We start from the raw sequence: 24014 nt of genomic DNA, 5'->3' as shown, positions 1-24014 counted from the left end.
GCCAGAGGGTTGAAATCTAGACAGTCCCTTTTATTGGTGTGTTACATTGTTCTTCTTTTTGCTACGACATAAGGCTTCTCAGGAGCACCGATCAACGTTTTACCATTTGAAATGTTACAATCTTTATCCAAGATCACATTTTCCAGGACTGCGTCCCCTTCTATTTCACAGCGCTGCATGATGATTGAATTCTTGATGACTGCTCCTTCAGCTACTTTGACGCCCCTGAAGAGGATACTATCTTCTACATGCCCTTCTATTACGCAGCCATTCGCTACCATCGTGTTCCTCACACTCGATGTTTCGGTATAGTTTGAAGGCGCTTCATTCTTAATTTTGGTGAATACTGGTGCTTCATCTTTGAACAGATTGTCATGCTCAGTCGCATCCAATAATTTGGAGCTGTTCCGGTAATAGCTCTCAATCGAATTAATCAATGCGTGTGTACCGGTATATTCATAAGCATGAATATTGATTTCCGGCAATTTTGCTTTGATTCCATCCAAAAAGAAGTGGGAGCATCCATGTGCAATGCACTTTTCGATCAATTCGTACATATAGTCTTTTTCAATGATATACATATCCATATAGACATTCGTGCTGCTGTGGTCATTATGGATGGCAGTCACGCGGTTATTTTCGTCGATGTCCAGCTTATGTGCCCGCTGGTGCTCTGGATACAGTTCATCCACTTTACTATATATGACCGTCACATCTGCATCAGCTTTTTTGTGTTCCTGAAGTACATCCTGGAAATTGATATTGCAAATATTTTGAGACCCCGACACCACGAGGTAATCCGCGAGGGTGCGGTTGATAAAGTCTATGTTGTTGTGGAAATGTTGTAAATCCCCTTTAGAGATGTCTGTAGGATCATTCCAATCGGGTGGTAAAATGAACAACCCGCCGCGTTTACGATCAAGATCCCATGCCTTGCCCTGTTCAAGATGATCCATAAGTGAACGATATTTCCTCCGGGCAAAAACGGCAACGGATTCAATTCGTGAATTAGTCATATTCGAAATGGTGAAATCGATCATCCGATACCGGCCTGCAAAAGGAACAGCAGCCCCGCAACGGAAGTAAGTCAATTCATCCATCATATCTTGTTCGTGATCCAAATTAATGATTCCAGCTATACGATCCATAAAATCCTCCCTTTATCAGTTGGTAGCAAAACTAGTAGCAAGCACACTTCCTTCGTCCGCTACAAGTGTGATCTCACTATCTGGAGATGGGTCACCAATGACTGCTCCATCCTCGATCACACTTCCTTTAGCGACGATCGCCCGGTGAATCTTCACGTTCTTGCCGATTTTCACGCCAGGCATAATGACAGAATCCTTCACCACTGACGATTCACCAACATGAACGTCGTAAAAGATGATTGAGGTGTCCACCTTGCCATATATGCGGCAGCCTTCATTGATCAGTGCGTTCTTCACCGTCGCCGCAGGTGCAATATATTGCGGAGGCTGGTTAGGGTTTTTCGAATAAATGCGCCACCTTTGATCATTCAAGTTCAGCTCTGGATTTTTCTTCAACAAATCCATATTCGCTCCCCACAAACTCTCGACCGTGCCAACATCTTTCCAATATCCTTCGAATGTATAGGCCATCATCTTTTTATAATCGTAAAGAAGAGCAGGGATGATATCTTTCCCGAAATCATGAGAAGAATTTTCTTTTTCCGCGTCCTCGATCAAATATTGCTTGAGGACGTCCCAACGGAAAATGTAAACACCCATTGACGCGAGATTACTCTTCGGATATTCAGGTTTCTCGTCAAACTCTGTAATTCTACCTTCTTCATCTGTGTTCATGATGCCAAACCGGTTCGCATCTTCCCACGGTACTTCAATGACAGAGATGGTGGCATCTGCCCCTGTTTCCTTATGGTGATTGAGCATGGCATTGTAATCCATTTTGTAAATATGGTCCCCTGATAAGATAAGCACGTGTTCTGGCTCATATTGATTCAGGAATTTCAAATTCCGGTGGATGGCATTGGCTGTACCTGAGTACCAGCCTCCCCCTTCTGCCTGCATGAATGGCGGCAACACCGAAACTCCTCCGTGCTTACGATCCAGGTCCCATGTATCCCCGATTCCGATATAATCATTCAGAATGAGAGGCTCATATTGAGTCAGTACACCGACCGTGTCGATGCCTGAATTCGTACAATTACTTAACGGAAAATCGATGATCCGGTATTTCCCGCCAAAATAAACAGCTGGTTTTGCAATTTGTTTGGTCAGTGACTTCAGTCTGGTTCCTTGACCACCAGCCAGAAGCATCGCTACGCATTCTTTATTTTTCATGATTTTCCTCCTTGGATACTGAAGTTCTTTTTAAGAAGCTCACACCGAGCGGGGGAATCGTCATGGTTATGTGGTGATCTTGTCCTTGCCATGGAGAGGCTGCTGCTTCCAAAGGCAAACCGTTCATCTGCCCTGAACCTCCGAAATGTTCCGCATCACTCGAGAAAATTTCCTTATATGAGCCGTGTTTCGGGACTCCTACTTTGTAATCGTGGTAAACTTCCGGCGTGAAGTTACAAACGACTATTAGCTGATCATTTGAAGTGCGGCTGTTGCGAGCAAAGGAAATAATGCTTTGATCGTAGTTATGAGGGTCGATCCACATGAATCCTTCTTCCTTATGATCGAGCTCCCATAAAGCCGGCATATCTCTATACAATTGATGCAATTGTTTCGTGTAATCCAATATGGAGGCGTGGGAATCATAATCCATCAGCTCCCAATCCAAATCCTCTAAATCTTTCCACTCATCGAATTGGCCGAATTCACCTCCCATGAACATGAGTTTCTTCCCGGGATGGGCATACATATATGCCAGAAATGCTCGTAAGTTAGCAAACTTCTGCCAATAATCTCCCGGCATTTTATTCAATAACGATTTCTTACCATGAACGACTTCATCATGGGAAATCGGTAATACAAAGTTCTCTGAAAAAGCATAAAAAAGTGAAAAGGTAATTAAATTGTGATGGTGTTTGCGGTGGATCGGATCCATTTCCATGTATTTGAGCATGTCATTCATCCATCCCATATTCCATTTATAATTGAACCCGAGACCACCGATGTATGTCGGCGAACTGACAAGCGGCCAGGAAGTCGACTCTTCTGCCATCATCAGGACATCTGGGGATTCGTCGAAAACCGCTTCATTCATTTTCTTAATAAATGAAACAGCTTCAAGATTCTCCCGTCCGCCGTATTCATTCAATTCCCATTCCCCATCGTTTTTGCCGAAGTCCAAATACAGCATGCTGGCGACTGCGTCCACCCGCAATCCATCCAGATGGTATTCATTTAACCAATAGATGGCATTGGAGATAAGAAAACTTTGGACTTCCTCCCTTGCAAAATCGAATGTGAGTGTACCCCATTGCGTTTTTTCCGCTTTACTGGGATTCTCATATTCATAGAGGGCTTCTCCATCAAAACGTCTCAAACCGTGCTCATCTTTACAAAAATGGCCTGGCACCCAATCCAATATGACACCGATTCCATGTTTGTGACACTGGTCGACAAAGTATTTAAAATCGTCAGGAGTGCCATAACGGGAGGTAACGGAATAGTAACCGGTTGCCTGATACCCCCACGAACGGTCGAACGGGTGCTCCGTCAAAGGCAGAAGTTCAATATGGGTATAGCCCAGGTCTTTGACATAAGGAATGACCATCTCTGCATATTCGCGATAGTTATAATAAACTTCGGGCTCTATGTATTTCCATGAGCCTAAATGAAGTTCATAGATGGACATCGGTGATTCATAAGGATTTCTGGCTTTTCTATCCTTCATCCACTCGTCATCTTTCCACTCATAGTCATCTAATGGATAGACCACAGATGCGGTGTCCGGCCGAAGCTCACTTGAAAAAGCGTAAGGATCTGACTTCAGACGAAGGTGGCCGTGGGAAGTTAAAATTTCATACTTGTACATCGTCCCTTTCTCCAACCCTGGAATGAAGGCCATCCAAATCCCATTCTCATTAATTCTCTCCATCGGGTTCTCTCTGCCGTCCCATTCATTGAACATGCCCACTACGCTTACCTGCTCAGCGTTTGGAGCCCATACGGCGAACCGGATGCCTTGTACGCCATCCCTTGTTTCAGAATGAGCGCCAAGAAGTCGATAACTATATCGGAGGTTCCCTTCATGAAACAAGTAGATATCATGCTCTAAAGTTGTATTTTGAACCACACCAACACTCCTCTTCCCTTTAAATTTGATCAATTTGAAAGACTCACGCGCAAATAAAGTGTAAGAACGTTTTCTTTCGCCTATATTCATCATAAAATCACGGCAGAGCTTTTACAATTAAAATTGTTAAAAATTTTCTGAAAGTTTTGTCGTATTTTATCGAATTTTTATACATATTGATTATTTAGACTTATTGTTATATAAATGTTTATAAGTAAGCGCTTGCATAAATATGTGTTCCCCGTAATTTATATAGAAAAACCACTCCTTTCTAATTCCTATCTGAAAAAGCGAGGACTTTCACTGAAAAGATGAAAAAATTTCACACGATCCTTTTCTTTTCTCTGATCCCAGACCCCTTCATTCTTAAAAAGTTTCGAGCCTTCTTTAAATAGAAGACATCCTTTTCACTTCAATTCCTCTTACAATTGGAAAACTATTCATCTGTTAAAATCCTTGAAAATAGTTTCGAGAAAAATATTTAGTGGTATAGCCTAGGAACGACTTAATAAAGAGGTGAACACTCATGTCATTAGCAGGAATAAGTTTACTTATTATCGCAATTGCTTTTGCCTTCATCAGCATCTATGTCGTCAAAACCTTGAAAGCTGCCTCAAGTACGATGACGAGCGTATCGAACACATTAGAAAAAGTAGAAGGCCAGATGCAGGGCATCACCACAGAATCAGAAAGTTTACTCAAGAAATCAAACAACATAGCAGCAGATATCGAAACCAAAACGCAGACACTCGATGGATTGATGGAAACATTGAAAAATGTCGGCTCCACCGTCGGTAACGTCAACCATTCGTTACAGGGTGTGTCTGAAAGTGTCGCCCACGCTTCCCACGAGAAGGATGAAAATGTCGCGAAAGCCATGCGCTGGGGCGATGCTGCGATTGAATTATATTTGAAATGGAAAAGAAAGAAGTAAATTAGGAAAGTGGGGTTTTACTCATGGATTATCTAGGAATCGGTGTCCTTATCATCGGAATCGCTTTTGCTATCGTGTCTATTTTCTTAATCAAAGCCTTGAATAATCTAGCCAAAGTTCTTGGCGGTGTCCGTAAAACAGTGGATCAACTGCCGGATCAGTTGGACTCTGTGATGAAAGAGACAACAGGCGTACTGCACAGTAGTAATGATACACTGGCTGATGTCAACGAGAAGATTCGCGCACTCAGCCCGCTGTTTTATATCGTCGGCGATATCGGAGAGTCCTCCAGGAAACTGACCTCCTCACTTGTCGACATGACCGCATCCATTAAGCAAAGCACGCACGAAGGTGAACAAAAAATCAACGAAGAAGGTTGGCGTGGTATCTATGGTGCTCTCGCCCTGACTTATTACCTTTCCCAAAGACGTAAAGCATTGAAATCAGTTCAACTGGAAAGGTCGACATCATGAAAAACACAGAATGGATTATCGGACTGTCTGCAGGCATTGTAGGTGGCCTGATAGCAAGATCATTGATTTATGAACCATCTGTGACTAAAATGAAATTCAACCGAAAGAAAGCAGAATTTTATGAATGCGGGTTGACCCAGTACCAGGATATCCAATCCACCAAACACAAACTCGAAACGGAAGCTGTGAAAAACAAAAACTGAAAGGGGATTTTAACCATGGAAAACCAAAACCAGAATGTAAATCAAACGACACCACAAAACCAAAAACGAGGAAACAAAAAGTTACCGATCGCCATTTTAACAGGAGCACTGATCGGTGGCGCATTCATTCTCATCAAAGATCCCAGTGAAAGAAAGCGTATCAAAGAAGGTACCCGTTCTACCAAGGACGCCGTATCTGGATATGCTTCAGAGGTGAAGGAAGATCCATCAGCGAAAAAAGATGACCTGGTTACACGTGTCCGCAATTTCGTATCTGTGGCAAACGAAGCGGTCGCTACCGTTCAGGAAGTCTTCAATAACCAGGGCAAAGAAATTACCGAAAAGGCAAAAGATATCAAAGAAGAGTCCGAAGAAATCGTATCGACAGCCAAAAATGCGGGAGAAGACTTGCAGGAAGCGGGAGATAAAGCGAAAGAAGCGAAGGATGAGCTAGCTGAACCTTCAAATGAAGAAAATACCGATCAAACTCGTGAGAAAGTCGCTGAAATAAACCACCAGCGCTAAATAATCTGTTAAAGAAGCGCTGCATATAAAAATATGCAGCGCTTTTTCGTGCAGGAGGATAATACAAATGTCAGTCTTATTAAGACGTATTTATGATGAAGAAAAAATATTAGGTGGTTATCGTGTCCTTGTCGACCGCGTATGGCCTAGAGGTATTTCAAAAGAGAAAGCCCAGCTGGATAAATGGACGAAAATCATCGCCCCGAGTTCAGATTTAAGAAAATGGTTCAACCACGATGCTGACAAATTTGAAGGTTTCAAGGAGAAATATCTGGAGGAAATAAATCAGTCTCCTGAAGCCCAATATTTGTTAAATGAACTAAAGGAAAAAGTGAAATACCAGAGGGTCATTCTTCTATACGGTGCAAAAGATGTGCACCACAACCATGCGGTGGTATTGAAAGATTGGCTCGAGAAAGAATGAAAACCGAACGCATTATAGAAGACTTGATTCCGGGATAGTGGAGGTTCGTTATCGAATAAGAGATAGGGGTGGCTTTGAAACAACTTGTTTTCCTGCGGGGAACTGGCGAGATCCAGGAGAGCTTTTAGGTGGCCTCTGAAGCACTTCAACTTTTTGAGTTATGCATCAAATAAAGTAGTCGAGTTGGACAATTTTATCATTTAACTCGGGCTTCTTTATAGGGACCTTCCTTCTCCATGAGCTTTAGTATTCGTATTGATATTGACGGTGAATATCGCCACCGCCCCTTGTACACGGAGAGTGATTTTCTTTTATAATCAAAGGAAATCACTTTTCAGATTGGCCTCTGTTGATTCCACGATGAGCGTTCGGTGGTGACGCCTGCGGGAACAGCGCGAGCCGAAGATCCACTTGGTCAAGTGATCTTCTTGACCAAGTTAGCTGAGGCCGTGCCCGCGGCAAGCACCCACCGACAAGCGATTCGTGAGAAGCAACAACAAACTTCAACAGCTTCTCTAGATTAAAAAGGGTTTTTCAATAGCCTCGCTTTTAGCTCGAGGAAGCTTGCCGTGTTCCCGGCGGAAAGCGAGCTATTTCCAAACCCCCATTTCTCCAAGCAAAGCACCAAACCGATACCATATGAGAAATAGGGTGCTTATTCAACTTTACTAATAAGTTTTTTATATTGCACATCTCCATATCCTAATGTTGGAAAAACATCAAATAACCTTTTAAGTAATTCAGATGTCGCTAAGTTGTCATTTTTCTTGATATACCTCATTACTGGATTATCATCTTCAAGCATCATTAAGTATAGATCTATGGCCTGGTACATAACGGGAATTACTTTTACGGACGTTTTTTGCTGGTTTAATAGGACGTCTTCGTATACTGTAAAATAATCACCTAACTCAAGTTCTGTTTGTGTTACCTTAAATTCATCTTCTCTAAAGCTATTCAAGAAAACTTTCCCCCTGTATTCGGATTGTTCAAGGTACCCAAGGAGAGTGAGAAGATTCATTTGACAAAACATATCTTCGCCGAACCACAAAATGATATACGTATATGTGTTATTAAAGAGGTCATTTAAAGGTGCGATCACATTATTGATATAATCTTCAACTAGTACATGGTGCCCTGCAGCTCTTGTTTTGATGAATTCCTCATTGAATATCTTCCTGGTAGTAGCATTTACACACATAGCTTCATTAAAAGGAGCGTAATCTGAATCCCCCATGATTTTGTTATTCTTAAACTCATCATACAAAACCTGACCATTCAGAATATTCAGTACATGTTCATCAGAAAAATCACTGGTTGCGCTTTGTATTTGATTAACCCTCATTTCTCGTGAAAAACCCATTCCGCACCATTCCCTTTATTATTTATCGAGAGTTTGTTAAATGATTGAACTGGCATTTTAGTTGAGTTGATATTCTCCAGGGCTTATGCCGAAAACGTTCTTAAACGTAATCAAAAGCAATATCAATGATCCTCCTCCCGCGTCCTAAATCTTCTGTAGACAAGTACAACCTTCTAAGAAGAATAGACCGTCTAATATTCAAACCTATTAATTGGTGAAATATAAATGAACAATAATAAAGGGAATATCCCATATCATTGGCAAGTTCACCTAACGAGTATTTACTTTTCAGCCTGTCTTCAATCCAATCTATAGAAGCAATATTCATTAATCCCCCCAACATGCATTATAAGGGAATTGTGTTTCATACTTGTGATATTTATTGTGATTTCTATATATGTGTAACATTACTGTACATGAATGAAGAATAAAAGGGGGAGTTGGTGAAGAAGGTTACTTAATACAAACGGCGTCTTTGGTATAACAAAGGAATAAACAACAAAACGCTTGGATCTATTATTCCAAGCGTTTTGTTTGTTATTAATAGTCCTGAAAATCCTGTATTTCAGTATGTTATTTGCTTGTTCTTTACATTTTTCAGCAACTGCGTGAGAATTCACTTAGGTGAATGACCTATTTCTATAGGTCACTCCGTCAGTTCTGTCAAACGTTGAGAAGAAGAAGCCACTTTGGATACAGCTCCGTTAATTTCCTGGATTACATGGGCGAATTGTTCAAGTTCTCCTTCAATCCCGGCGTTATATGACTTGTTCTGTCCCATAGCGGTTACGATTTCTGTAAAGAAGTGATTGATTTGATTCATACTCTCGGTTCCTTCTGAAATCATTTCATTAATGCTCCCGACATTGCTGGAAACATTATGGATCTGCCCACTTGTCGATGTGATTAAATCAGATACTTCTGCTACAGAATTCTGCGTCTGCTCGGACAGTTTACGGACTTCATTGGCCACCACTGTGAACCCTGCTCCGTGTTCCCCGGCTCTTGCTGCCTCGATGGAAGCATTCAAGGAAAGCAGATTTGTCTGTTCGGCAATGGACGAAACGATTGTAACAATTTTACTGATTTCCTCGGCGACGTGTTTCAATTTTTCCATATCATCCGAGATCTCTTTAATATTTTTTTGAATTTCATTCATCTGTTTTTGCTGAATTTCCAATCTTTCTTTTCCTTCTAATGATTGTTGTTCAACTTGTTGAGCAACCTGGGACCCATTTTTAGAATCCTCTACAATCTTCTCTGTCTGCTCGGTCAATTGTTCAGTGGAAGCACTAGCCTGTTGAGATACTGCAGCTACTTCTTCAGACATTTGATCGACCCTGCGGTAGGCTTCCCGGCGTTTTTCAATTTCCGCTTCCCTTAATTGTTCCGCTTCTTCCTCGAACATATCCAACACCAGTTGTTGTTCAATGCTGAGGATCTTCGTTGTTGCGCGAATCGCTTGGCTGAAGTGGGCTTCACTCAGCTCCTGTTGATAAATATTCATGAAAGAAAGCAATAGATCCTGGAATGCACACATGTACCATTTCGGTTTCAAGCCAATGTTCAAGTGTACTTTTGCAATCCGCTTTCGTTTTTCGATGAAAGAGGCATCAATCACCCCATTGAACATTTCCTGGATATGTACGGACAGCGTCTTCTGCAAACGTTCTACTGAACTATGGTGGTTGATGATGTGCTCCAAGGATGGTTCGCTTTCCAAGTTTGCATAAAACTGACGCACTACTTCATCGATATGACTACTGACGAGGGGCTGTAAGGACTTTAAGATGGCCAAATCATCTGCCGTCAAATGAATCATTTCAAACTGTTTTTCAAGATCTGACCCTGACTCTACTTGGATTTTACCAACTAAACCTTCTCCCAGTGCCGCTTCTTCTTTTTCTCTTTTCTTTGTCGCAAATAAACCCATGCTTCATCCCCCTAAGTATCTTCCAGATATAATTAGCTCTAGCCTTTATATCGACTTTTAGGAAATACTCTTAAGGGTAAGGAATGAATAAAAGTGCCTGCCCTTCATAAAGGACAGACACTTTGTTATGAGGCGGGGCGATTTTTATAAACGCTCGCGATCAATATACTCATTCGGTTCTGCGCCGAATTCTGTACTATGATTTTTAAATTGAGCCAGACGGCCGTTTCTATGCTCGCCTTTGTTCTTTGTTTCTTTGAATTGACGATTTGGCTTTTTGTCTTTTTTACTCATCATTTTCACCTCGTGTAGGACAATGTCTTACATAGTTAGTTTGCAAAAAACAACAGAACATTATGCATGAAAATATATGGCCGAGCCTCTTTTGCAACCAGTCAGGAAAAAGGTCATCGTTTCACAACCAGCCTTCAAATAACCACTCACCTCAGCCTTACTATCCCTTATCCATTCTTTGATTATCCACCATAATTTCCATTTAAAAAGTGGTTTTAAATCCAGCAATTAGAGGAAATGTTCTTAGATATTAAATACTGCAATTTTACTATTTATATAAATGAAAGAGGTGGAAAGATGACTCCAAACCAAATCGGCTTTGCCTTATTATATATTGGTGTATTCTTATTGGTCGGGAAAATCATCCGTGTCAAATCAACACTGCTGCAAAATTTATTTTTACCATCCTCCATCATCGGGGGCTTTATCGCATTATTGTTAGGACCACAGGTATTAGGGAAGTTTTTCTCTGACGATAACTCCTTAGCAAACGGAGTAATGACGGAAAACATTACGGAAGTCTGGTCTTCCTTGCCCGGAATGATGATCAACATAGTGTTTGCCTGCTTGTTCCTGGGAGCCACCATCCCTAAGTTGAAGGACATATGGAATTATGCAGGTCCACAGCTCGCCTTTGGCTGGGCTATCGGCTGGGGGCAGTATGTTGTCGGTCTTTTACTTGTCTTATTAATCCTGACACCTTTTTTCGATTTACCTCCAATGGCCGGTGCCTTGATTGAAGTTGCATTCGAAGGTGGGCACGGAACGGCTGCTGGTATGGCCAGCACTTTCGAAGAACTCGGTTTCTCAGAAGCCTTCGATTTAGCGATCGGTCTAGCGACGGTAGGTGTGCTTTCCGGAGTGATCTTCGGTATCATCCTGATTAACTGGGGAGTACGAAATAAAAAGACCAAGGTCATTGAAGATGTAGATGACTTTTCTAATTTAAGAAAACGCGGGGTCATGGAATATCAAAACCGTGAACCGGCTGGAAAAATGACGCTGCGACCAGAATCGATCGAACCTTTATCCTTCCACCTCGCGATTGTCATGTTGGCTATTTTAATAGGCTGGGGGATTCTCCAAGGGTTGATTGCTCTTGAAGCGATCACCATCAATTCTGATTTCATGGAATACATTCCGCTATTCCCTGTTGCAATGCTTGGCGGTATTCTGCTTCAAATCGTTTTTGACAAAAAGGACAAATACAATCTGGTTGACCGACGCATGATCAATCGGATTCAAGGATTGGCACTTGATGTGTTGATTCTAACCGCTATTGCTACGGTCTCCCTGGACGTGATCGGTGAATATCTAGTTCCATTCTTAATCCTGGCTGCAGCCGGTATCGCCTGGAACCTATTCGGCTTCCTCGTCCTGGCCCCACGCTTCATCCCGAACTACTGGTTTGAACGAGGCATTGGAGACTTCGGCCAATCCATGGGTGTCACAGCCACTGGTCTTCTATTGATGCGGGTAGTGGACCCTGATAATGAATCCCCTGCTTTTGAAGCATTCGGATACAAGCAATTGTTCTATGAACCATTTCTGGGCGGAGGTTTTGTGACAGCATTGTCCGTTCCATTTATCGCCCAATTCGGTCCATGGCCGAGCTTGATTCTTGCAGCAGCTATGACAGCTGTAGGAATCCTCTCAGGACTCTTTTACTTTGGAAAAGGAAAAGGCTCCTCAATCTGACACCAAACGTCTGTCTTTATAAAAAGGCAGGCGTTTTTCATGTATGAATCGTCTTTTAAAAAAGCTTTCAAAAGGCCGATCATATACTTTCTCAATTCAACGGGTAATGGAGAAGGATAAGTAAAGTCTATGTAAGAGGAGCAGATCACACATCCCAAGCATTCACATTGACATCAAACGTCTCCTTCCTTTATCTTATATCAGTAATCATAAGTAAATAGATCAGGATTAATGGTTTAGTTGTAATTGCAAAAAACAAAAAATAAGGAGGCTGTATATGAATAAGATTTGGAAGGGGTATCTCCAAACTTCTTTGATCAAAAAAATTACCGTCGCCTTAATCATAGGCGTCCTCATCGGTTTGATCTTTGGGGAGGGAGCTGCCGTACTTGCACCGTTCGGCGATTTATTGATGCGGCTATTGAAATTCATCATTGTTCCGTTAATCCTTCTCACGTTAATTGTAGGAGTCAACCAGACGAGTGTTGGTGGTTTAGGTCGTATGGGAGGGAAAGTGTTCCTTTATTATCTGGGTACCTCGGCTCTTGCCATTATTGTAGGCGTAACGGTCGCTTCGTTATTGAACCCCGGGACAGGAATGACATTAGATGGTAATGAAAGTGTAGAAGTACCTGAAAACCCTGGAGTCACAAGTGTCCTGTTGAATATTGTACCTGATAATATTCTTACAGCTTTTACTGAAATGAACTTGCTAGGCATTATTTTCACAGCACTCGTATTCGGGATAGCCATTTCCCATTTACGTTCTTCATCTGCTTACAACGATATAGGTAATAGTCTTTACAAAGGTATTGAAGGATTGAACGAAGCGACCCTTACCGTCATGAAAGGGATTTTACAATATGTTCCCATCGGAATCTTAGCCATCGTCGCTGAGATTGTCGGCACACAAGGGGCGGAAACCCTCGGATCTTTAGGGACATTCATTTTAGTCCTTTATGTCGGTCTTCTCGTACAGCTCGCTCTTTACATTCTTGTCCTGTTAGTTACCAAACAGCGTCCTTTGTCCTTTTTCAAAGAAGCCCGTACACCTATGATTACTGCTTTTGTTACACAGAGCAGTTCAGGGACTCTGCCGGTAACTTTAAACGCAGCACAAGCCCTCGGTTTGAAAAAAAATCTCTACGGTTTCAGTTTGCCACTCGGGGCGACCATTAACATGGATGGTGCAGCGATCCGTATTGCGATTTCTGCTGTATTTGCTGCAAACGTCGTTGGTGATCCGCTGAGTTTTGCTGCCATTCTGCAGGTAGTCATTGTCGGCACACTTGCCTCAGTCGGTACAGCAGGCGTTCCAGGAGCAGGCATCATTATGATTGCCACTGTATTCTCCCAAGTAGGTTTGCCGATGGAAGCTGTTGCATTATTGGCCGCAGTAGATGTATTCGTCGGAATGGGAGCTACAGCACTTAACGTCACCGGTGACCTTGTCGGTACATCCGTCATCAACAAAACAGAAAAAAGGAAAGCTTAATGGTAAAAAAATATTTAATTAGAGAGACTACGGAATGAAGCTTCCGTAGTCTCTTTTCATTAGCCAGCTAATCTTTATGGAGTGTTAATAAAATATGGAAAGCAAAACAGGTGATGCGATCACAAGTCTTATGTTAATATTAATGATTAGCGACCTAAGTATTAGAAAGAAGGGGTATTCATGTCAGAGCAAGAACCATCCATAAATCGGGTCCCTTTGATGATCGTACTGATCTCAGGGGCCTTTGTTGCGATTTTGAACCAAACACTATTAGCAACAGCGCTGCCACATATAATGGCCGATTTGAATCTAGATGCCAACACAGCCCAATGGCTGCAGTCCATTTTCATGTTAGTCAACGGCATCATGATTCCGATTACAGCATTTTTAATTGAAAGGTTTACCACCAGAAAATTATTCATGACAGCTCTCGGCTTATTCGCAGCAGGTACACTCGTCTGCGGGTTAGCTCCGAACTTTTCGGTACTGCTTGCGGGAAGAGTTTTACAAGCTTCCGGCGCCGGCATTATCCTCCCTTTAATGCAAACGATCCTTTTCCTCGTCTTTCCAATAGAGAAAAGAGGGGCTGCCATGGGGATGTTCGGGTTGGTCATTGCCTTCGCACCAGCGATCGGACCGACACTTTCCGGCTGGCTTGTCGAGCAATTTCCTTGGAGAAGTTTATTTTTCGTCATTTTACCAATTGCCATAATAGATATCATCGTCGCTTATTTCATTTTGAAAAATGTAACCAAACAGACTTTCCCTAAAGTGGATCCGATTTCAATCATTTTATCCACCTTCGGATTTGGTGGAATACTTTACGGATTCAGTGTGGCGGGGAATGGGAGCTTTACGAGTCCTGAAGTGCTGATTTCACTCCTTGTCGGAGCGGTTACATTGACCCTGTTCATAACAAGACAAATGAAACTGGAAAAACCAATACTCGAATTCAGGATATTCAAATACAAGACGTTCACTTTAACCACTGCTCTTGGCATGATTGTATTCATTGCCATGATCGGCGGGGCCGTCATCCTGCCTATTCTCATGCAGGACATGCTCGGTTTCACTGCCTTTGAATCGGGACTCATGCTCCTCCCTGGAGCCCTTTTAATGGGGATCATGAACCCGATCACCGGTCGACTCTTTGATAAATTCGGAGCAAAATGGCTCGCTATCACAGGTCTTGCATTGCTTGTCATTTCTACATTCATGTTTACGAACTTGAATCCTTCGACTACTTTCACGTACCTTGCCTTGGTAAACTGTGTCCGGATGTTCGGAATTTCCATGGTGATGATGCCCGTAACGACAGCTGGACTGAACCAGCTGCCAGCACACCTTATGCCCCATGGAACAGCGATGAACAATACGATGCGCCAAGTATCAGGAGCAGTAGGCACTGCATTGCTTGTCTCAGTCATGACGAGTCAGACCATTCCTTCTGAAGGGGTGCCCGGGCTCATTCACGGCGTCAATATTTCGTTCCTTGTGGCAGGTTTCATTGCCGTCGCAGGTTTCATCATGGCCTTCTTCATCGGCCAATCACGTCCTGATGAAGAATCTGCTGCCTAGGAAAGTAAGACCCTCGTTGTTTCGTTTCAACGAGGGTCTTTATTATGTATAAGCAGGATTAAACAAACAGGAGATAAGCAGAGACTAAAACGACTAACAATAAAGCGACTGTAGTCATATAAGCAATGATGCGATGGGATGAAGCAAAACGGCTTTCGTTGATATTTCTTCGTGTTTGGTAATAATTGATCGTTGCCCCGACAATCGTCATGATGCCGAGGAATAAAGACACAATACTGACGAGAATGGCCAGCTTATTGCCCACATCCCCTGCATCCGGTAATGCTGTCATGTGGACGGTGGTTGCAAGGAAACCTACCCCTACAAGAGCGATGCTAGTCCGGATCCAGGCCAGGTACGTCCTTTCATTAGCCAGATGCTGTTGAATCAACTTTTGTTCATCCATTTGTCTTCCCTCCTTTTTTAAACTTCCTTTCCCATTGAATAAAGCTTTTCAGAGGAGAATGTCAAATTCCTCAGTTAAAAAAGAGGAGAGTCGCCTTTAAAAAAGACCCCTCTCCTTCAGATTATTTTTGTAAGGCTGATTTATATCGTTGATAGTAGTTCTCTACATTATTCAACAGCAACAACTCTGTGTACAAATAAGCTTTCATATTAAAGTCAGAGAAATTGATGTTCGTGAGCTCCTGGATTTGTTTGATCCGGTAATTCAACGTATTGGGGTGGATAAACAACTCGTTCGCTGTCTGCTTCCCCTTCCCGTTATTTGCCAAATAGGCTTCCAGTGTAAGTAAAAGCTCTGTCTGTTTATCCGAGTCATTCTTGATCAGTGTCAGAAGATCTTCACTATAGTAGTCTTCCGAACTGTTCTTTTCATACAGGGCAGCCAAGTATCTGTATATTCCGAGATTGGCGAATTCCCTGGGCATTGACTCTGGGCGAGGACTGATGAAGTTGGCGGTTTCGATCACTTCCAAAGCTTCGAGGAAACTTTTCCTCATGTTGTAAAGCTTTTTATACTCTTTCCCTAAACCAATTAAAAAGTGATAAAACGCTTCTTCTCCCGTTTCGTACTTCACTTCATCGATCAGATCTCTAGCAATATTTCTTGAAGAAAAGCTCTCATTTTCCCTGCCTTCAATGACCATGATGAGTTGGAATTCTGTTTTCAAGTAATAGAGTTTTTTATCTGTCCTAAAACGATTCACCGTGTTTTCCAAGTAGTCGAGCATGTATTTATACTGGGGCGCCGTCACTGAAAAGACCATGACTGAAAAACGCTCAGGAATTTGAAGTTTCGCCAGTGAAGCATCGTGACGGAATTGGCTCTCACTGCCATATTCATGATGCAGCAATTGCCAAAGTAATTCCTCTTTACGACCTTCCTTGGCATTCACCTTCATGAACTGATCATAAATCAGTTTTCCGAGATGCGGCGTAATCTCTTCTAAAAACTCCATTTCCTCTGCATCCAACAAATGATCGGACTCCTGCACCCAGACGTACCCCATTGTATGACCGAGATGCTTCGCTGCAATCACCACTCGCTGGTGAAACCCGAGATCCTCGATAGGATGGACACGAATCGGATCAGGATGCTGTTCCAAACGTTGCACGATCCCTTCTTTCTTCAACCGATCGATGATGAAAATCGGGCACTTCTTCGAAAGGATTGTCTTTTGCTGAGTTTGGTCGAAATCATCAAAAGAAGAACTATAGGATACCAATTCAAAGTTTTTATTCTCTATGATGACAGGCTTCTTCAGCTTAGAACTGATCAGCTCTGTCGCTTTATGGATGTCCTCCGCCTGAAGGATCAATTCTTTTACTTCCATAGGAACCCTAACCTTTCCGAGTAGGCTGAATGTCATAATTCGTTACCCTCCATTATATCGGTTTGTCATAGAAAGAAAAAGAAATATATATTGAAAGTGTGGCGAGAGGTTGACAGCCCTGACACACATAAGCAGAACATTGCAGTGGGGCGGGCTTCCTCCACGTAAATGGACTGCTTATGTCGCGAAGGGCTACCTCTCAGAACCGGATTACTTTAAAAGTGGAAGTGGACTGGTAGACACGACAAGCTTAAGAACAATTTCTGAGTGAAGCGGTTTTCTTCACGCAGACATTGGACTTAAGACCTCGAGTGTCTGTCCACTGGAGCTGGATATATTGAAAGTGTGGCGAGAGGTTGACAGCCCTGACACGCATAAGCAGAACATTGCAGTGGGGCGGGCTTCCCCCACGTAAATGGACTGCTTATGTCGCGAAGGGCTACCTACTTAAAAGGAGTAGCACACACTTCAACCCCCTATATGGATTCCACTTTTTGATTCTATTAAAAAAGCTCCCCCAAGAGTTTGGGGGAGCCTCAGGCATTGATTTAAAACATTTCGGAGATTGTTTTCGCTTGCATGTGCAAGGCCAAGTAATCTGGTCCACCCGCTTTGGAGTCAGTACCGGACATCTTGAACCCGCCGAACGGCTGGTAGCCTACGATGGCACCTGTACAGTTACGGTTGAAGTACAGGTTCCCGACGTGAAAGTCATATTTTGCCTGTTCCAGATGATCACGATTATCAGAGATGACCGCACCTGTTAGACCATATTCTGTGTTGTTGGCAATTTCGAGAGCTTCATCGAAGTTCTTAGCTTTTGTGAAGCAGACAACTGGTCCGAAGATTTCCTCTTGCTGCATACGGGAATTTGGATCAAGATCCGCAAATACTGTAGGCTCAATGAAATAACCTTTGGAATCGTCACCTTTTCCGCCTGTGACAAGACGACCTTCTTCTTTACCAACTTCCATATAGCTCATGATTTTATCATAAGCGCTTTGATCGACGACAGGTCCCATATAGACATTCTCTTCAGAAGCGTTTCCAACGGTAAGCTTTTCAGTACGCTCTTTCACTTTTTCCAACACTTCATCGTAAACATCCTCGTGGACGACTGCACGGGATCCGGAAGAGCACTTCTGTCCTGAGAATCCGAAAGCAGATACGACGATGGCATCTACCGCTGTTTCGATGTTCGCTTCTTTATCGACGACTACGGTATCTTTACCACCCATTTCAGCAATGACTTGCTTCAAGTGGTTTTGACCTTCTTGAATTTCTGCAGCACGTTTGATGATGCGTGTACCTACATCGCGGGATCCTGTAAAGGAAATGAGCGCTGTTTTAGGATGGTCGACGAGATAGTCTCCAACTTCTCCCCCGCTTCCTGGCACAAAGTTCAATACGCCTTTCGGAAGGCCTGCTTCTTCTAATACTTCTACGAATTTAGCAGCTATGACAGGACTGTTACTAGCTGGCTTCATAACTACAGTGCTTCCTGTAACCAATGGAGCAATCGCTGTTCCAGCCATGATTGCAAATGCCAGGTTCCAAGGCGGGATGACAACAGCGACCCCTGTAGACGTATAGATGTAACGGTTTTGTTCGCCTGGACGGCTTTCCACTGGTTTGCCATCTTTCAACTCAATCATTTGACGACCATAATATTCAAGGAAATCGATCGCTTCTGCTGTATCCGCATCCGCCTCTTTCCAAGGCTTCCCTACTTCATAAACAAGATAGGCAGAGAATTCGTGTTTACGGCGACGGATGATATGAGCCGCACGGAAAAGCAATTCAGCTCGAGCGCGTGGATCCCATTTTTTCCAGTCTTTGAACGCTTCAGAAGCGGATTGGACTGCTTTTTCAGCAAGTTCTTGATTCGCTTTGGAAACCGTACCTACCACTTGTTTTGTATTGGCAGGGTTCGTAGAAGTAATTTGATTATCTGTACGGATGCGTTCTCCATTAATCAGAAGGTCATGATGTTGACCCAATTCTTCTTTCACTTGCTTCAATGCTTCTTCGAAAGCTTTCTTATTTTCTTCTACTGTGAAATCTGTGAATGGTTCATGTTTATAAGGCTGTACCATGATAAATTCCCCTTTCTGATTTTGGAAATATTGATTAGTTGAAAATTCCTCTGACTGCAAATGCGATATTCGCTGGTCTTTCGGCCAGACGTCTCATGAAATAGCCGTACCAGTCCTCGCCATATGGCAAGTAAACGCGGACGGTATATCCTTCATTGAGGAGATCCTGCTGCATTTGAGTCCTCATGCCGTAGAGCATTTGGAACTCAAAGCGGTCAGTCGGAATATCATGTTCTTTTACCAATTGCTTCGTATAATCGACGATGGCATCATCGTGACTTGCGATGGCTGTATAATTTCCATTCAACAAGTTCTTCTTAATCAGATGTTTCAAGTTATCGTCGACAAGGTTTTTCTCCGGAAAAGCAACTTTTCCAGATTCCTTATAGGCCCCTTTGACGAGGCGTAAATATGGATCATAAGGATCCAGTTCATCCAAGTCTTCATCTGAGCGGTAAAGGTATGATTGAATGACCGTCCCCAGATTCGGATGATCTTTCTTCAATGCTTTATAAATGTCCAGAGTGGCCCCGCACCTTGAGGAGTCTTCCATATCAATGGTGATTGTAATGTTGTGCTTCTGGGCTTCTTTTAAGATGAGCTCCATATTTTCCATTACGAGCTCATGACTGATATCCAATCCAAGAGAAGTCATTTTCAGTGATACTTCTGACTTCAACTGATTGCTCGCTATCTGCTGGATGCTGCGGATACATTCTCCCGCACGATCCCTGGCCTCTGCTTCAGAGTCTACAAATTCACCTAAATGGTCAACAGTTACTTCAAGTCCCTCATGGTTCAATTGCTGTATTAACGGAATTGCCTGGGAGAAAGTCTCTCCCCCTACTATCTTGTCAGCCCCAAATCTACTGCCGAAACGCTTAGCAAAGCGATCTAACATCTTGTTGTTAGAAAGGTATAAGAAAAAGTTCTTACTGATGGCTTCCAAGATCACCACACCCTTTCATCATTCTCCTATCGATAACCATGTGGGTCTGCTTTAGGTGGAATGGAAAATTTGTTTTTTAACTGTTAAGAAAATTATAACGGATAGCGCTTCCATTCGACAACGTGCGCCAAACACAAAGATAACCCCCTAGTTTTAGGGTTTAAACACAAAAGACTAAAGCCCCCGTTTAGAGCACGGAATTAATGGGAAAACATGGTTCTTCCTCAGGTCATCCAGAATTTGGATGACCTGAGGAAGAACCAATAAAGTCTCCGCCCAATAAAAAAACGAAAGCCTGAAGGGATTAGCCTTCAGGCTTTCGTTTTTCTTTATTTCATGACTAAAACAGGGCAGGTGGCATTCTGGACGACGTTATTGCTCACACTCCCTAAGAACAGTTTCTTCACATTACCAAGGCCGCGGCTCCCGACGATGATCAAGTCCACTGCTTGCTCATCCGCATATTCACAGATACTGACACCAGGATTTCCTTCTACTTTACTAACGAGTACTTCACTGACGACATCCACTTCCGGTGAATCCATCTGTTCTTTCAACACATCCATTTCTGAACGGAACTTCTCTGCCATTTCGTTCCCGATACTTCGTGAGACTACAGCATTTGTCATGGGACCAGTCGGTTTGACAACTGATACGATGTGTATCTCCCTTTTTGGAGTTTCACACGCCTGATTCCTCGCTTCCCATACCGCTTCTTTACTCAAGTCACTCCCATCGTACGCAACGAGAATTCGTTTGGTCATAGGGAAACCCTCCATTAATAGAGTATTGTTTCTTACTTCTATTATAGCATAATGTAAGCGATTTCTTAACGGTAGTCTAATCTCTGAATTAAAAGGATCCTTTTAATTTTAAAGCTTCCTTTCCATGTTCACCTCCCAAGAATAGACAGATACCCATGACAAGTGTCATACGAAGATACTGACGTTTGTGTCTTATAAAAACATTGTTTTTAACCTATCATAAGGTTATGACCAAACGTGAAGGAGTCGTTTTTATGAATAAAGAGAAACAAAAAGAGCTGAAAAAAAGCGTATCCAGCTTTGCGAAACCAGATACATCCGCAGGCGTTCGCCAGCTTATCAATACACTCGTACCCTTTGTTCTATTATGGACTTTAGCTTACGCAAGCTTATCCATTTCTGTCTGGCTGGCGCTCCCGATTGCTATAATCGCAGGTGGGTTCGTCATTCGGGTTTTCATCATATTCCACGATTGTACACACCAATCCTTTTTGAAAAGCAGTAAAGCAAACAGGATTATAGGAACAATCGCCGGAATTCTGACCCTCTTCCCTTTTGACAAATGGAAGAGAAGCCACAATATCCACCACGCAACAAGTGGGAACCTGGATAAACGCGGCACAGGAGATATATGGGTCATGACTGTGGATGAGTATTTGAATGCTTCTCTTAAAGAACGCTTCGCCTATCGTTTTTACAGAAATCCGATTGTCATGTTCGGCCTTGGACCAATCTACTTGTTCCTTGTATCCAACCGTTTCAACCGTAAAGGCGCAAAACGAAAAGAACGTATGAACACATATTTGACGAACACATCCATCGCCGTCATCTACGGTTTGCTTATTTGGGCGATTGGCTGGCAGGCTTTCTTGATCATCCAGCTCCCTGTTCTCTATGTCTCTGGCATGCTCGGCATCTGGTTATTCTACGTCCAGCACCAATTTGAGGATTCTTATTTTGAAGATGAATCCGAATGGGACTTTGTCAAAGCAGCTGTAGATGGTAGCTCGTATTATAAACTGCCTAAAGTGTTACAGTGGGTTTCCGGTAATATCGGTTTCCACCACGTCCATCACTTGAGTCCGCGCGTCCCGAATTATATGTTAGAGAAAGCACACGAAGAAACACCGCCGCTTCAACATGCAACAACGATCACTCTTGCCACGAGCCTTCAGTCGATCCGATTCCGCCTTTATGACAAGGCAAATAAAACGTTCATATCCTTTAAAGAAGTGAAGCCATTGTTGAAAAAACAACGATCTTCCATGCTGAATAAACAGCCAAGCTTACAAGACGATCAGTAATGTGAGAAGTCCATTCAGATGAATGGACTTCTTTCTTTCATTCTGGCCTTCCAAAGCTGTTTTTCCCTCTGCTCAAAGAGAAGATGACAACACTGGCATTTTTCGTATATGCTTGAATTAATGTGACAAGGAGGTTCCCGATGCAGAACTGGTACCATATCATCCCGAAGAATACAGGTCTCAGCACTTATGTGTGGATTATTTTTTGTGTGTTGCCTTTTTTCTTCATTTTCCGATCTTCTTCGATGTATGAAATGTTGTTCGGATTTCTAATGACACTTATCTTTTTCCTTGCTTACCGTTTATCCTTCATGTCGAACAGCCGTCTCACATACTTATGGGTAAGTATTGAAATGGCGATCAGCCTCGTCATGACCGTTTTATTCGGATATATTTATTTCGCCTTGTTCTTGGCTTTTTTCATAGGAAATATCAAACATCTGGGCGGATTTTTATCTTTATACATTGTACACCTTGCCACGACTTTGATCGCAATCACGACAACGTTCATCTATCAAATCGACTCCCTTTTTCCGAACTTACCTTTTATTATCATTGCGGTCATCGGAGTAATTCTGCTCCCGTTCACCATCCGTTATCGTAATCAGCAGCATAAGCTTGAAGGCGAATTAGAGGATGCCAATGAACGAATCTCTCAACTGATGGTCATCGAAGAACGCGAACGAATCGCCCGTGATCTGCATGACACCCTCGGGCAGAAACTTTCGATGATTGGATTGAAAAGTGATTTAGCAAACAAGCTGATTACGGTTAAACCGGAGAAAGCCATGCAAGAGGTCGATGATATTCGTACAACAGCCCGCACGGCTTTGAAGGAAGTCCGGGAGATGGTATCGAATATGAGAGGGACGAAGCTAGAAGACGAGCTTGTCCGTGTACAGCAGATCATTGAGGCAGCAGAAATGACGTTTGAATACGAAGGGGATCCTCATCTGAAGAACACACCGCTGCTCGTTGAGAATGTCCTGAGCATGTGTCTGAAAGAAGCCGCTACGAATATCGTCAAACACAGCGGAGCTACAAAGTGCAGGGTCGTCATCAACCCGCTTCCTACTGAAATCCTAATTATTGTTGAAGATGATGGAAAAGGAATCCCAGCCTCGGTCGAGCCGTTTCAAGGTCATGGGCTGCAAGGAATGCGTGAACGCCTGGAGTTTGTCAACGGCACTCTTGAAATTGAATCAGATAATGGAACAATATTGCGACTGCATGTTCCGAATGTAATTAAAAATAAAGAAAAGGAGGGTCCGGCATGATTCGGATTGTCATTGCTGAAGACCAGCGGATGTTATTAGGAGCACTTGGAGCCCTGCTCGATTTAGAGGAAGGCATGGAAGTTGTAGGCAAAGCGCACAACGGCCAGGAAGCTTGCGACCTCGTAAGGAAGCTGGAACCTGACATCTGCATCATGGATATCGAAATGCCCGTCAAAGATGGACTGGACGCTGCTGAAGAGTTGTATGACCAACCTTGTAAAGTCATCATTTTAACCACTTTTGCCCGTTCCGGCTATTTCGATCGTGCCCGGAAAGCTGGTGTAAGCGGCTATTTGCTGAAAGACAGCCCTAGTGAAGATCTGGCGACAGCCATTAAGAAGATCATTGATGGCCAAAGGATTTTTGACCCAGAACTTGTCGACCTCGCTTTTACAGAGCAAAACCCGCTCACAGAACGCGAACAGGAAGTTATCCAACTAATGGCGGATGGCAAGAATACCAAAGACATTTCCCAGACCTTATACATCACTCCTGGCACGGTAAGAAATTATATATCTGTTATTTTGGAAAAATTAGAAGTAACGAACCGCATCGAAGCCATCTCCCGATTCAAGGAAAAGGGTTGGTACAAGAAGTCAAAATGATTATCCCAATCATGATATATAATCAATAATGGAAGTCCCTTCCGGTAATTAGAGGTATGCCTGAAACTCTCTC

The 24014-nt window shown here is 42.9% G+C and carries 22 protein-coding genes and 1 pseudogene; 12 read left to right on the top strand and 11 right to left on the bottom strand.

From position 1 onward, the window contains the following. Window positions 1-41: 41 nt before the first annotated feature. The 3 genes from glgD to glgB are packed head-to-tail and all read right to left on the bottom strand — an operon-like array spanning window position 42 to window position 4230. Window positions 42-1148, bottom strand: a complete 1107-nt coding sequence (gene glgD, locus HLI_RS12735; protein WP_128525306.1) for a glucose-1-phosphate adenylyltransferase subunit GlgD — start codon at window positions 1146-1148, stop codon at window positions 42-44. Window positions 1149-1163: 15 nt separating this feature from the next. Then, window positions 1164-2321 carry a glucose-1-phosphate adenylyltransferase gene (locus HLI_RS12730; RefSeq protein WP_277750287.1) on the bottom strand — a complete coding sequence of 386 codons (1158 nt, stop codon included), beginning with the start codon at window positions 2319-2321 and terminating at the stop codon, window positions 1164-1166. Further along, window positions 2311-4230 (bottom strand): 1,4-alpha-glucan branching protein GlgB, encoded by a 1920-nt coding sequence (gene glgB / locus HLI_RS12725; RefSeq protein WP_241655847.1) that lies wholly within the window; start codon window positions 4228-4230, stop codon window positions 2311-2313. Before glgB ends, HLI_RS12730 begins: the two co-directional genes overlap by 11 nt. A gap of 526 nt (window positions 4231-4756) precedes the next feature. On the opposite strand from glgB, the gene HLI_RS12720 reads away from it, so the two are divergent. From HLI_RS12720 to HLI_RS21660, 6 genes are all read left to right on the top strand, one after another. Then, window positions 4757-5164, top strand: coding sequence for a DUF948 domain-containing protein (locus HLI_RS12720; RefSeq protein WP_128525303.1), 408 nt, complete (start codon window positions 4757-4759; stop codon window positions 5162-5164). Between the two features lie 23 nt (window positions 5165-5187). Next, entirely contained in the window at window positions 5188-5637 is a 450-nt protein-coding gene (locus HLI_RS12715) for a DUF948 domain-containing protein (RefSeq protein ID WP_128525302.1), read from the top strand. Further along, entirely contained in the window at window positions 5634-5840 is a 207-nt protein-coding gene (locus tag HLI_RS22005; RefSeq protein WP_241655846.1) for a hypothetical protein, read from the top strand. Before HLI_RS12715 ends, HLI_RS22005 begins: the two co-directional genes overlap by 4 nt. 15 nt (window positions 5841-5855) lie before the next feature. Beyond that, window positions 5856-6365 (top strand): hypothetical protein, encoded by a 510-nt coding sequence (locus HLI_RS12710; RefSeq protein ID WP_241655845.1) that lies wholly within the window; start codon window positions 5856-5858, stop codon window positions 6363-6365. 67 nt (window positions 6366-6432) lie between these two features. Further along, window positions 6433-6789, top strand: coding sequence for a DUF488 domain-containing protein (locus HLI_RS12705; protein ID WP_128525301.1), 357 nt, complete (start codon window positions 6433-6435; stop codon window positions 6787-6789). Between the two features lie 371 nt (window positions 6790-7160). Then, window positions 7161-7313, top strand: coding sequence for a hypothetical protein (locus HLI_RS21660; RefSeq protein WP_164908550.1), 153 nt, complete (start codon window positions 7161-7163; stop codon window positions 7311-7313). A 131-nt stretch (window positions 7314-7444) separates the two neighbouring features. On the opposite strand, the pseudogene HLI_RS12700 reads toward HLI_RS21660, so the two are convergent. The 3 genes and pseudogenes from HLI_RS12700 to HLI_RS21655 all read right to left on the bottom strand — a co-directional run bounded on the left by HLI_RS12700 (window position 7445) and on the right by HLI_RS21655 (window position 10379). Continuing rightward, window positions 7445-8480: pseudogene (locus HLI_RS12700) on the bottom strand (helix-turn-helix domain-containing protein). Window positions 8481-8798: 318 nt separating this feature from the next. Continuing rightward, window positions 8799-10085, bottom strand: a complete 1287-nt coding sequence (locus HLI_RS12695; RefSeq protein ID WP_128525300.1) for a globin-coupled sensor protein — start codon at window positions 10083-10085, stop codon at window positions 8799-8801. 144 nt (window positions 10086-10229) lie between these two features. Beyond that, entirely contained in the window at window positions 10230-10379 is a 150-nt protein-coding gene (locus HLI_RS21655) for a hypothetical protein (protein ID WP_164908549.1), read from the bottom strand. Window positions 10380-10676: 297 nt separating this feature from the next. Here HLI_RS21655 and HLI_RS12690 point away from each other — a divergent pair, with 297 nt between their 5' ends. From HLI_RS12690 to HLI_RS12680, 3 genes are all read left to right on the top strand, one after another. Further along, entirely contained in the window at window positions 10677-12077 is a 1401-nt protein-coding gene (locus HLI_RS12690) for a sodium/glutamate symporter (RefSeq protein ID WP_128525299.1), read from the top strand. Window positions 12078-12354: 277 nt separating this feature from the next. Beyond that, window positions 12355-13572, top strand: coding sequence for a dicarboxylate/amino acid:cation symporter (locus HLI_RS12685; protein WP_128525298.1), 1218 nt, complete (start codon window positions 12355-12357; stop codon window positions 13570-13572). A 180-nt stretch (window positions 13573-13752) separates the two neighbouring features. Then, window positions 13753-15150 carry an MDR family MFS transporter gene (locus HLI_RS12680; RefSeq protein ID WP_128525297.1) on the top strand — a complete coding sequence of 466 codons (1398 nt, stop codon included), beginning with the start codon at window positions 13753-13755 and terminating at the stop codon, window positions 15148-15150. Window positions 15151-15208: 58 nt separating this feature from the next. On the opposite strand, the gene HLI_RS12675 is transcribed toward HLI_RS12680, so the two are convergent. The 5 genes from HLI_RS12675 to HLI_RS12655 form a co-directional block, all read right to left on the bottom strand. Beyond that, window positions 15209-15556 carry a YidH family protein gene (locus tag HLI_RS12675; RefSeq protein ID WP_128525296.1) on the bottom strand — a complete coding sequence of 116 codons (348 nt, stop codon included), beginning with the start codon at window positions 15554-15556 and terminating at the stop codon, window positions 15209-15211. 121 nt (window positions 15557-15677) lie between these two features. Continuing rightward, a complete protein-coding gene (locus HLI_RS12670; protein ID WP_128525295.1) occupies window positions 15678-16982 on the bottom strand; it encodes a PucR family transcriptional regulator in 1305 nt (434 codons plus the stop codon). 512 nt (window positions 16983-17494) lie between these two features. After that, window positions 17495-19042 carry an L-glutamate gamma-semialdehyde dehydrogenase gene (pruA, locus tag HLI_RS12665; protein ID WP_128525294.1) on the bottom strand — a complete coding sequence of 516 codons (1548 nt, stop codon included), beginning with the start codon at window positions 19040-19042 and terminating at the stop codon, window positions 17495-17497. 34 nt (window positions 19043-19076) lie between these two features. Then, the gene (locus tag HLI_RS12660) at window positions 19077-19991 is read right to left on the bottom strand and encodes a proline dehydrogenase family protein (protein WP_128526886.1); all 915 of its coding nucleotides are present in this window, start codon (window positions 19989-19991) and stop codon (window positions 19077-19079) included. Between the two features lie 329 nt (window positions 19992-20320). Beyond that, the gene (locus tag HLI_RS12655) at window positions 20321-20755 is read right to left on the bottom strand and encodes a universal stress protein (protein ID WP_128525293.1); all 435 of its coding nucleotides are present in this window, start codon (window positions 20753-20755) and stop codon (window positions 20321-20323) included. Between the two features lie 254 nt (window positions 20756-21009). On the opposite strand from HLI_RS12655, the gene HLI_RS12650 reads away from it, so the two are divergent. The 3 genes from HLI_RS12650 (at window position 21010) to HLI_RS12640 (ending at window position 23941) form a co-directional block, all read left to right on the top strand. Continuing rightward, window positions 21010-22059, top strand: coding sequence for a Delta(5) desaturase DesA (locus tag HLI_RS12650; protein WP_128525292.1), 1050 nt, complete (start codon window positions 21010-21012; stop codon window positions 22057-22059). Between the two features lie 140 nt (window positions 22060-22199). Continuing rightward, entirely contained in the window at window positions 22200-23336 is a 1137-nt protein-coding gene (locus HLI_RS12645; RefSeq protein ID WP_128525291.1) for a sensor histidine kinase, read from the top strand. Beyond that, entirely contained in the window at window positions 23333-23941 is a 609-nt protein-coding gene (locus HLI_RS12640) for a response regulator transcription factor (RefSeq protein WP_128525290.1), read from the top strand. Before HLI_RS12645 ends, HLI_RS12640 begins: the two co-directional genes overlap by 4 nt. Window positions 23942-24014 lie beyond the last annotated feature (73 nt).

Source organism: Halobacillus litoralis (genome assembly GCF_004101865.1).
GTDB classification, from domain to species: domain Bacteria; phylum Bacillota; class Bacilli; order Bacillales; family Halobacillaceae; genus Halobacillus; species Halobacillus litoralis_A.
This window is presented reverse-complemented; position numbering and strand designations above follow the sequence as displayed.

Coding starts and splice junctions, on each gene's coding strand:
- HLI_RS12640 (WP_128525290.1), top strand. CDS start 23,333: ATGATTCGGATTGTCATTGCTGAAGACCAGCGGATGTTATTAGGAGCA.
- HLI_RS12730 (WP_277750287.1), bottom strand. CDS start 2,321: ATGAAAAATAAAGAATGCGTAGCGATGCTTCTGGCTGGTGGTCAAGGA.
- HLI_RS21655 (WP_164908549.1), bottom strand. CDS start 10,379: ATGAGTAAAAAAGACAAAAAGCCAAATCGTCAATTCAAAGAAACAAAG.
- HLI_RS12715 (WP_128525302.1), top strand. CDS start 5,188: ATGGATTATCTAGGAATCGGTGTCCTTATCATCGGAATCGCTTTTGCT.
- HLI_RS12675 (WP_128525296.1), bottom strand. CDS start 15,556: ATGGATGAACAAAAGTTGATTCAACAGCATCTGGCTAATGAAAGGACG.
- HLI_RS12720 (WP_128525303.1), top strand. CDS start 4,757: ATGTCATTAGCAGGAATAAGTTTACTTATTATCGCAATTGCTTTTGCC.
- HLI_RS22005 (WP_241655846.1), top strand. CDS start 5,634: ATGAAAAACACAGAATGGATTATCGGACTGTCTGCAGGCATTGTAGGT.
- HLI_RS12685 (WP_128525298.1), top strand. CDS start 12,355: ATGAATAAGATTTGGAAGGGGTATCTCCAAACTTCTTTGATCAAAAAA.
- HLI_RS12650 (WP_128525292.1), top strand. CDS start 21,010: ATGAATAAAGAGAAACAAAAAGAGCTGAAAAAAAGCGTATCCAGCTTT.
- HLI_RS12710 (WP_241655845.1), top strand. CDS start 5,856: ATGGAAAACCAAAACCAGAATGTAAATCAAACGACACCACAAAACCAA.
- HLI_RS12705 (WP_128525301.1), top strand. CDS start 6,433: ATGTCAGTCTTATTAAGACGTATTTATGATGAAGAAAAAATATTAGGT.
- HLI_RS12655 (WP_128525293.1), bottom strand. CDS start 20,755: ATGACCAAACGAATTCTCGTTGCGTACGATGGGAGTGACTTGAGTAAA.
- pruA (WP_128525294.1), bottom strand. CDS start 19,042: ATGGTACAGCCTTATAAACATGAACCATTCACAGATTTCACAGTAGAA.
- HLI_RS12645 (WP_128525291.1), top strand. CDS start 22,200: ATGCAGAACTGGTACCATATCATCCCGAAGAATACAGGTCTCAGCACT.
- HLI_RS12695 (WP_128525300.1), bottom strand. CDS start 10,085: ATGGGTTTATTTGCGACAAAGAAAAGAGAAAAAGAAGAAGCGGCACTG.
- HLI_RS12690 (WP_128525299.1), top strand. CDS start 10,677: ATGACTCCAAACCAAATCGGCTTTGCCTTATTATATATTGGTGTATTC.
- HLI_RS12680 (WP_128525297.1), top strand. CDS start 13,753: ATGTCAGAGCAAGAACCATCCATAAATCGGGTCCCTTTGATGATCGTA.
- glgD (WP_128525306.1), bottom strand. CDS start 1,148: ATGGATCGTATAGCTGGAATCATTAATTTGGATCACGAACAAGATATG.
- HLI_RS12670 (WP_128525295.1), bottom strand. CDS start 16,982: ATGACATTCAGCCTACTCGGAAAGGTTAGGGTTCCTATGGAAGTAAAA.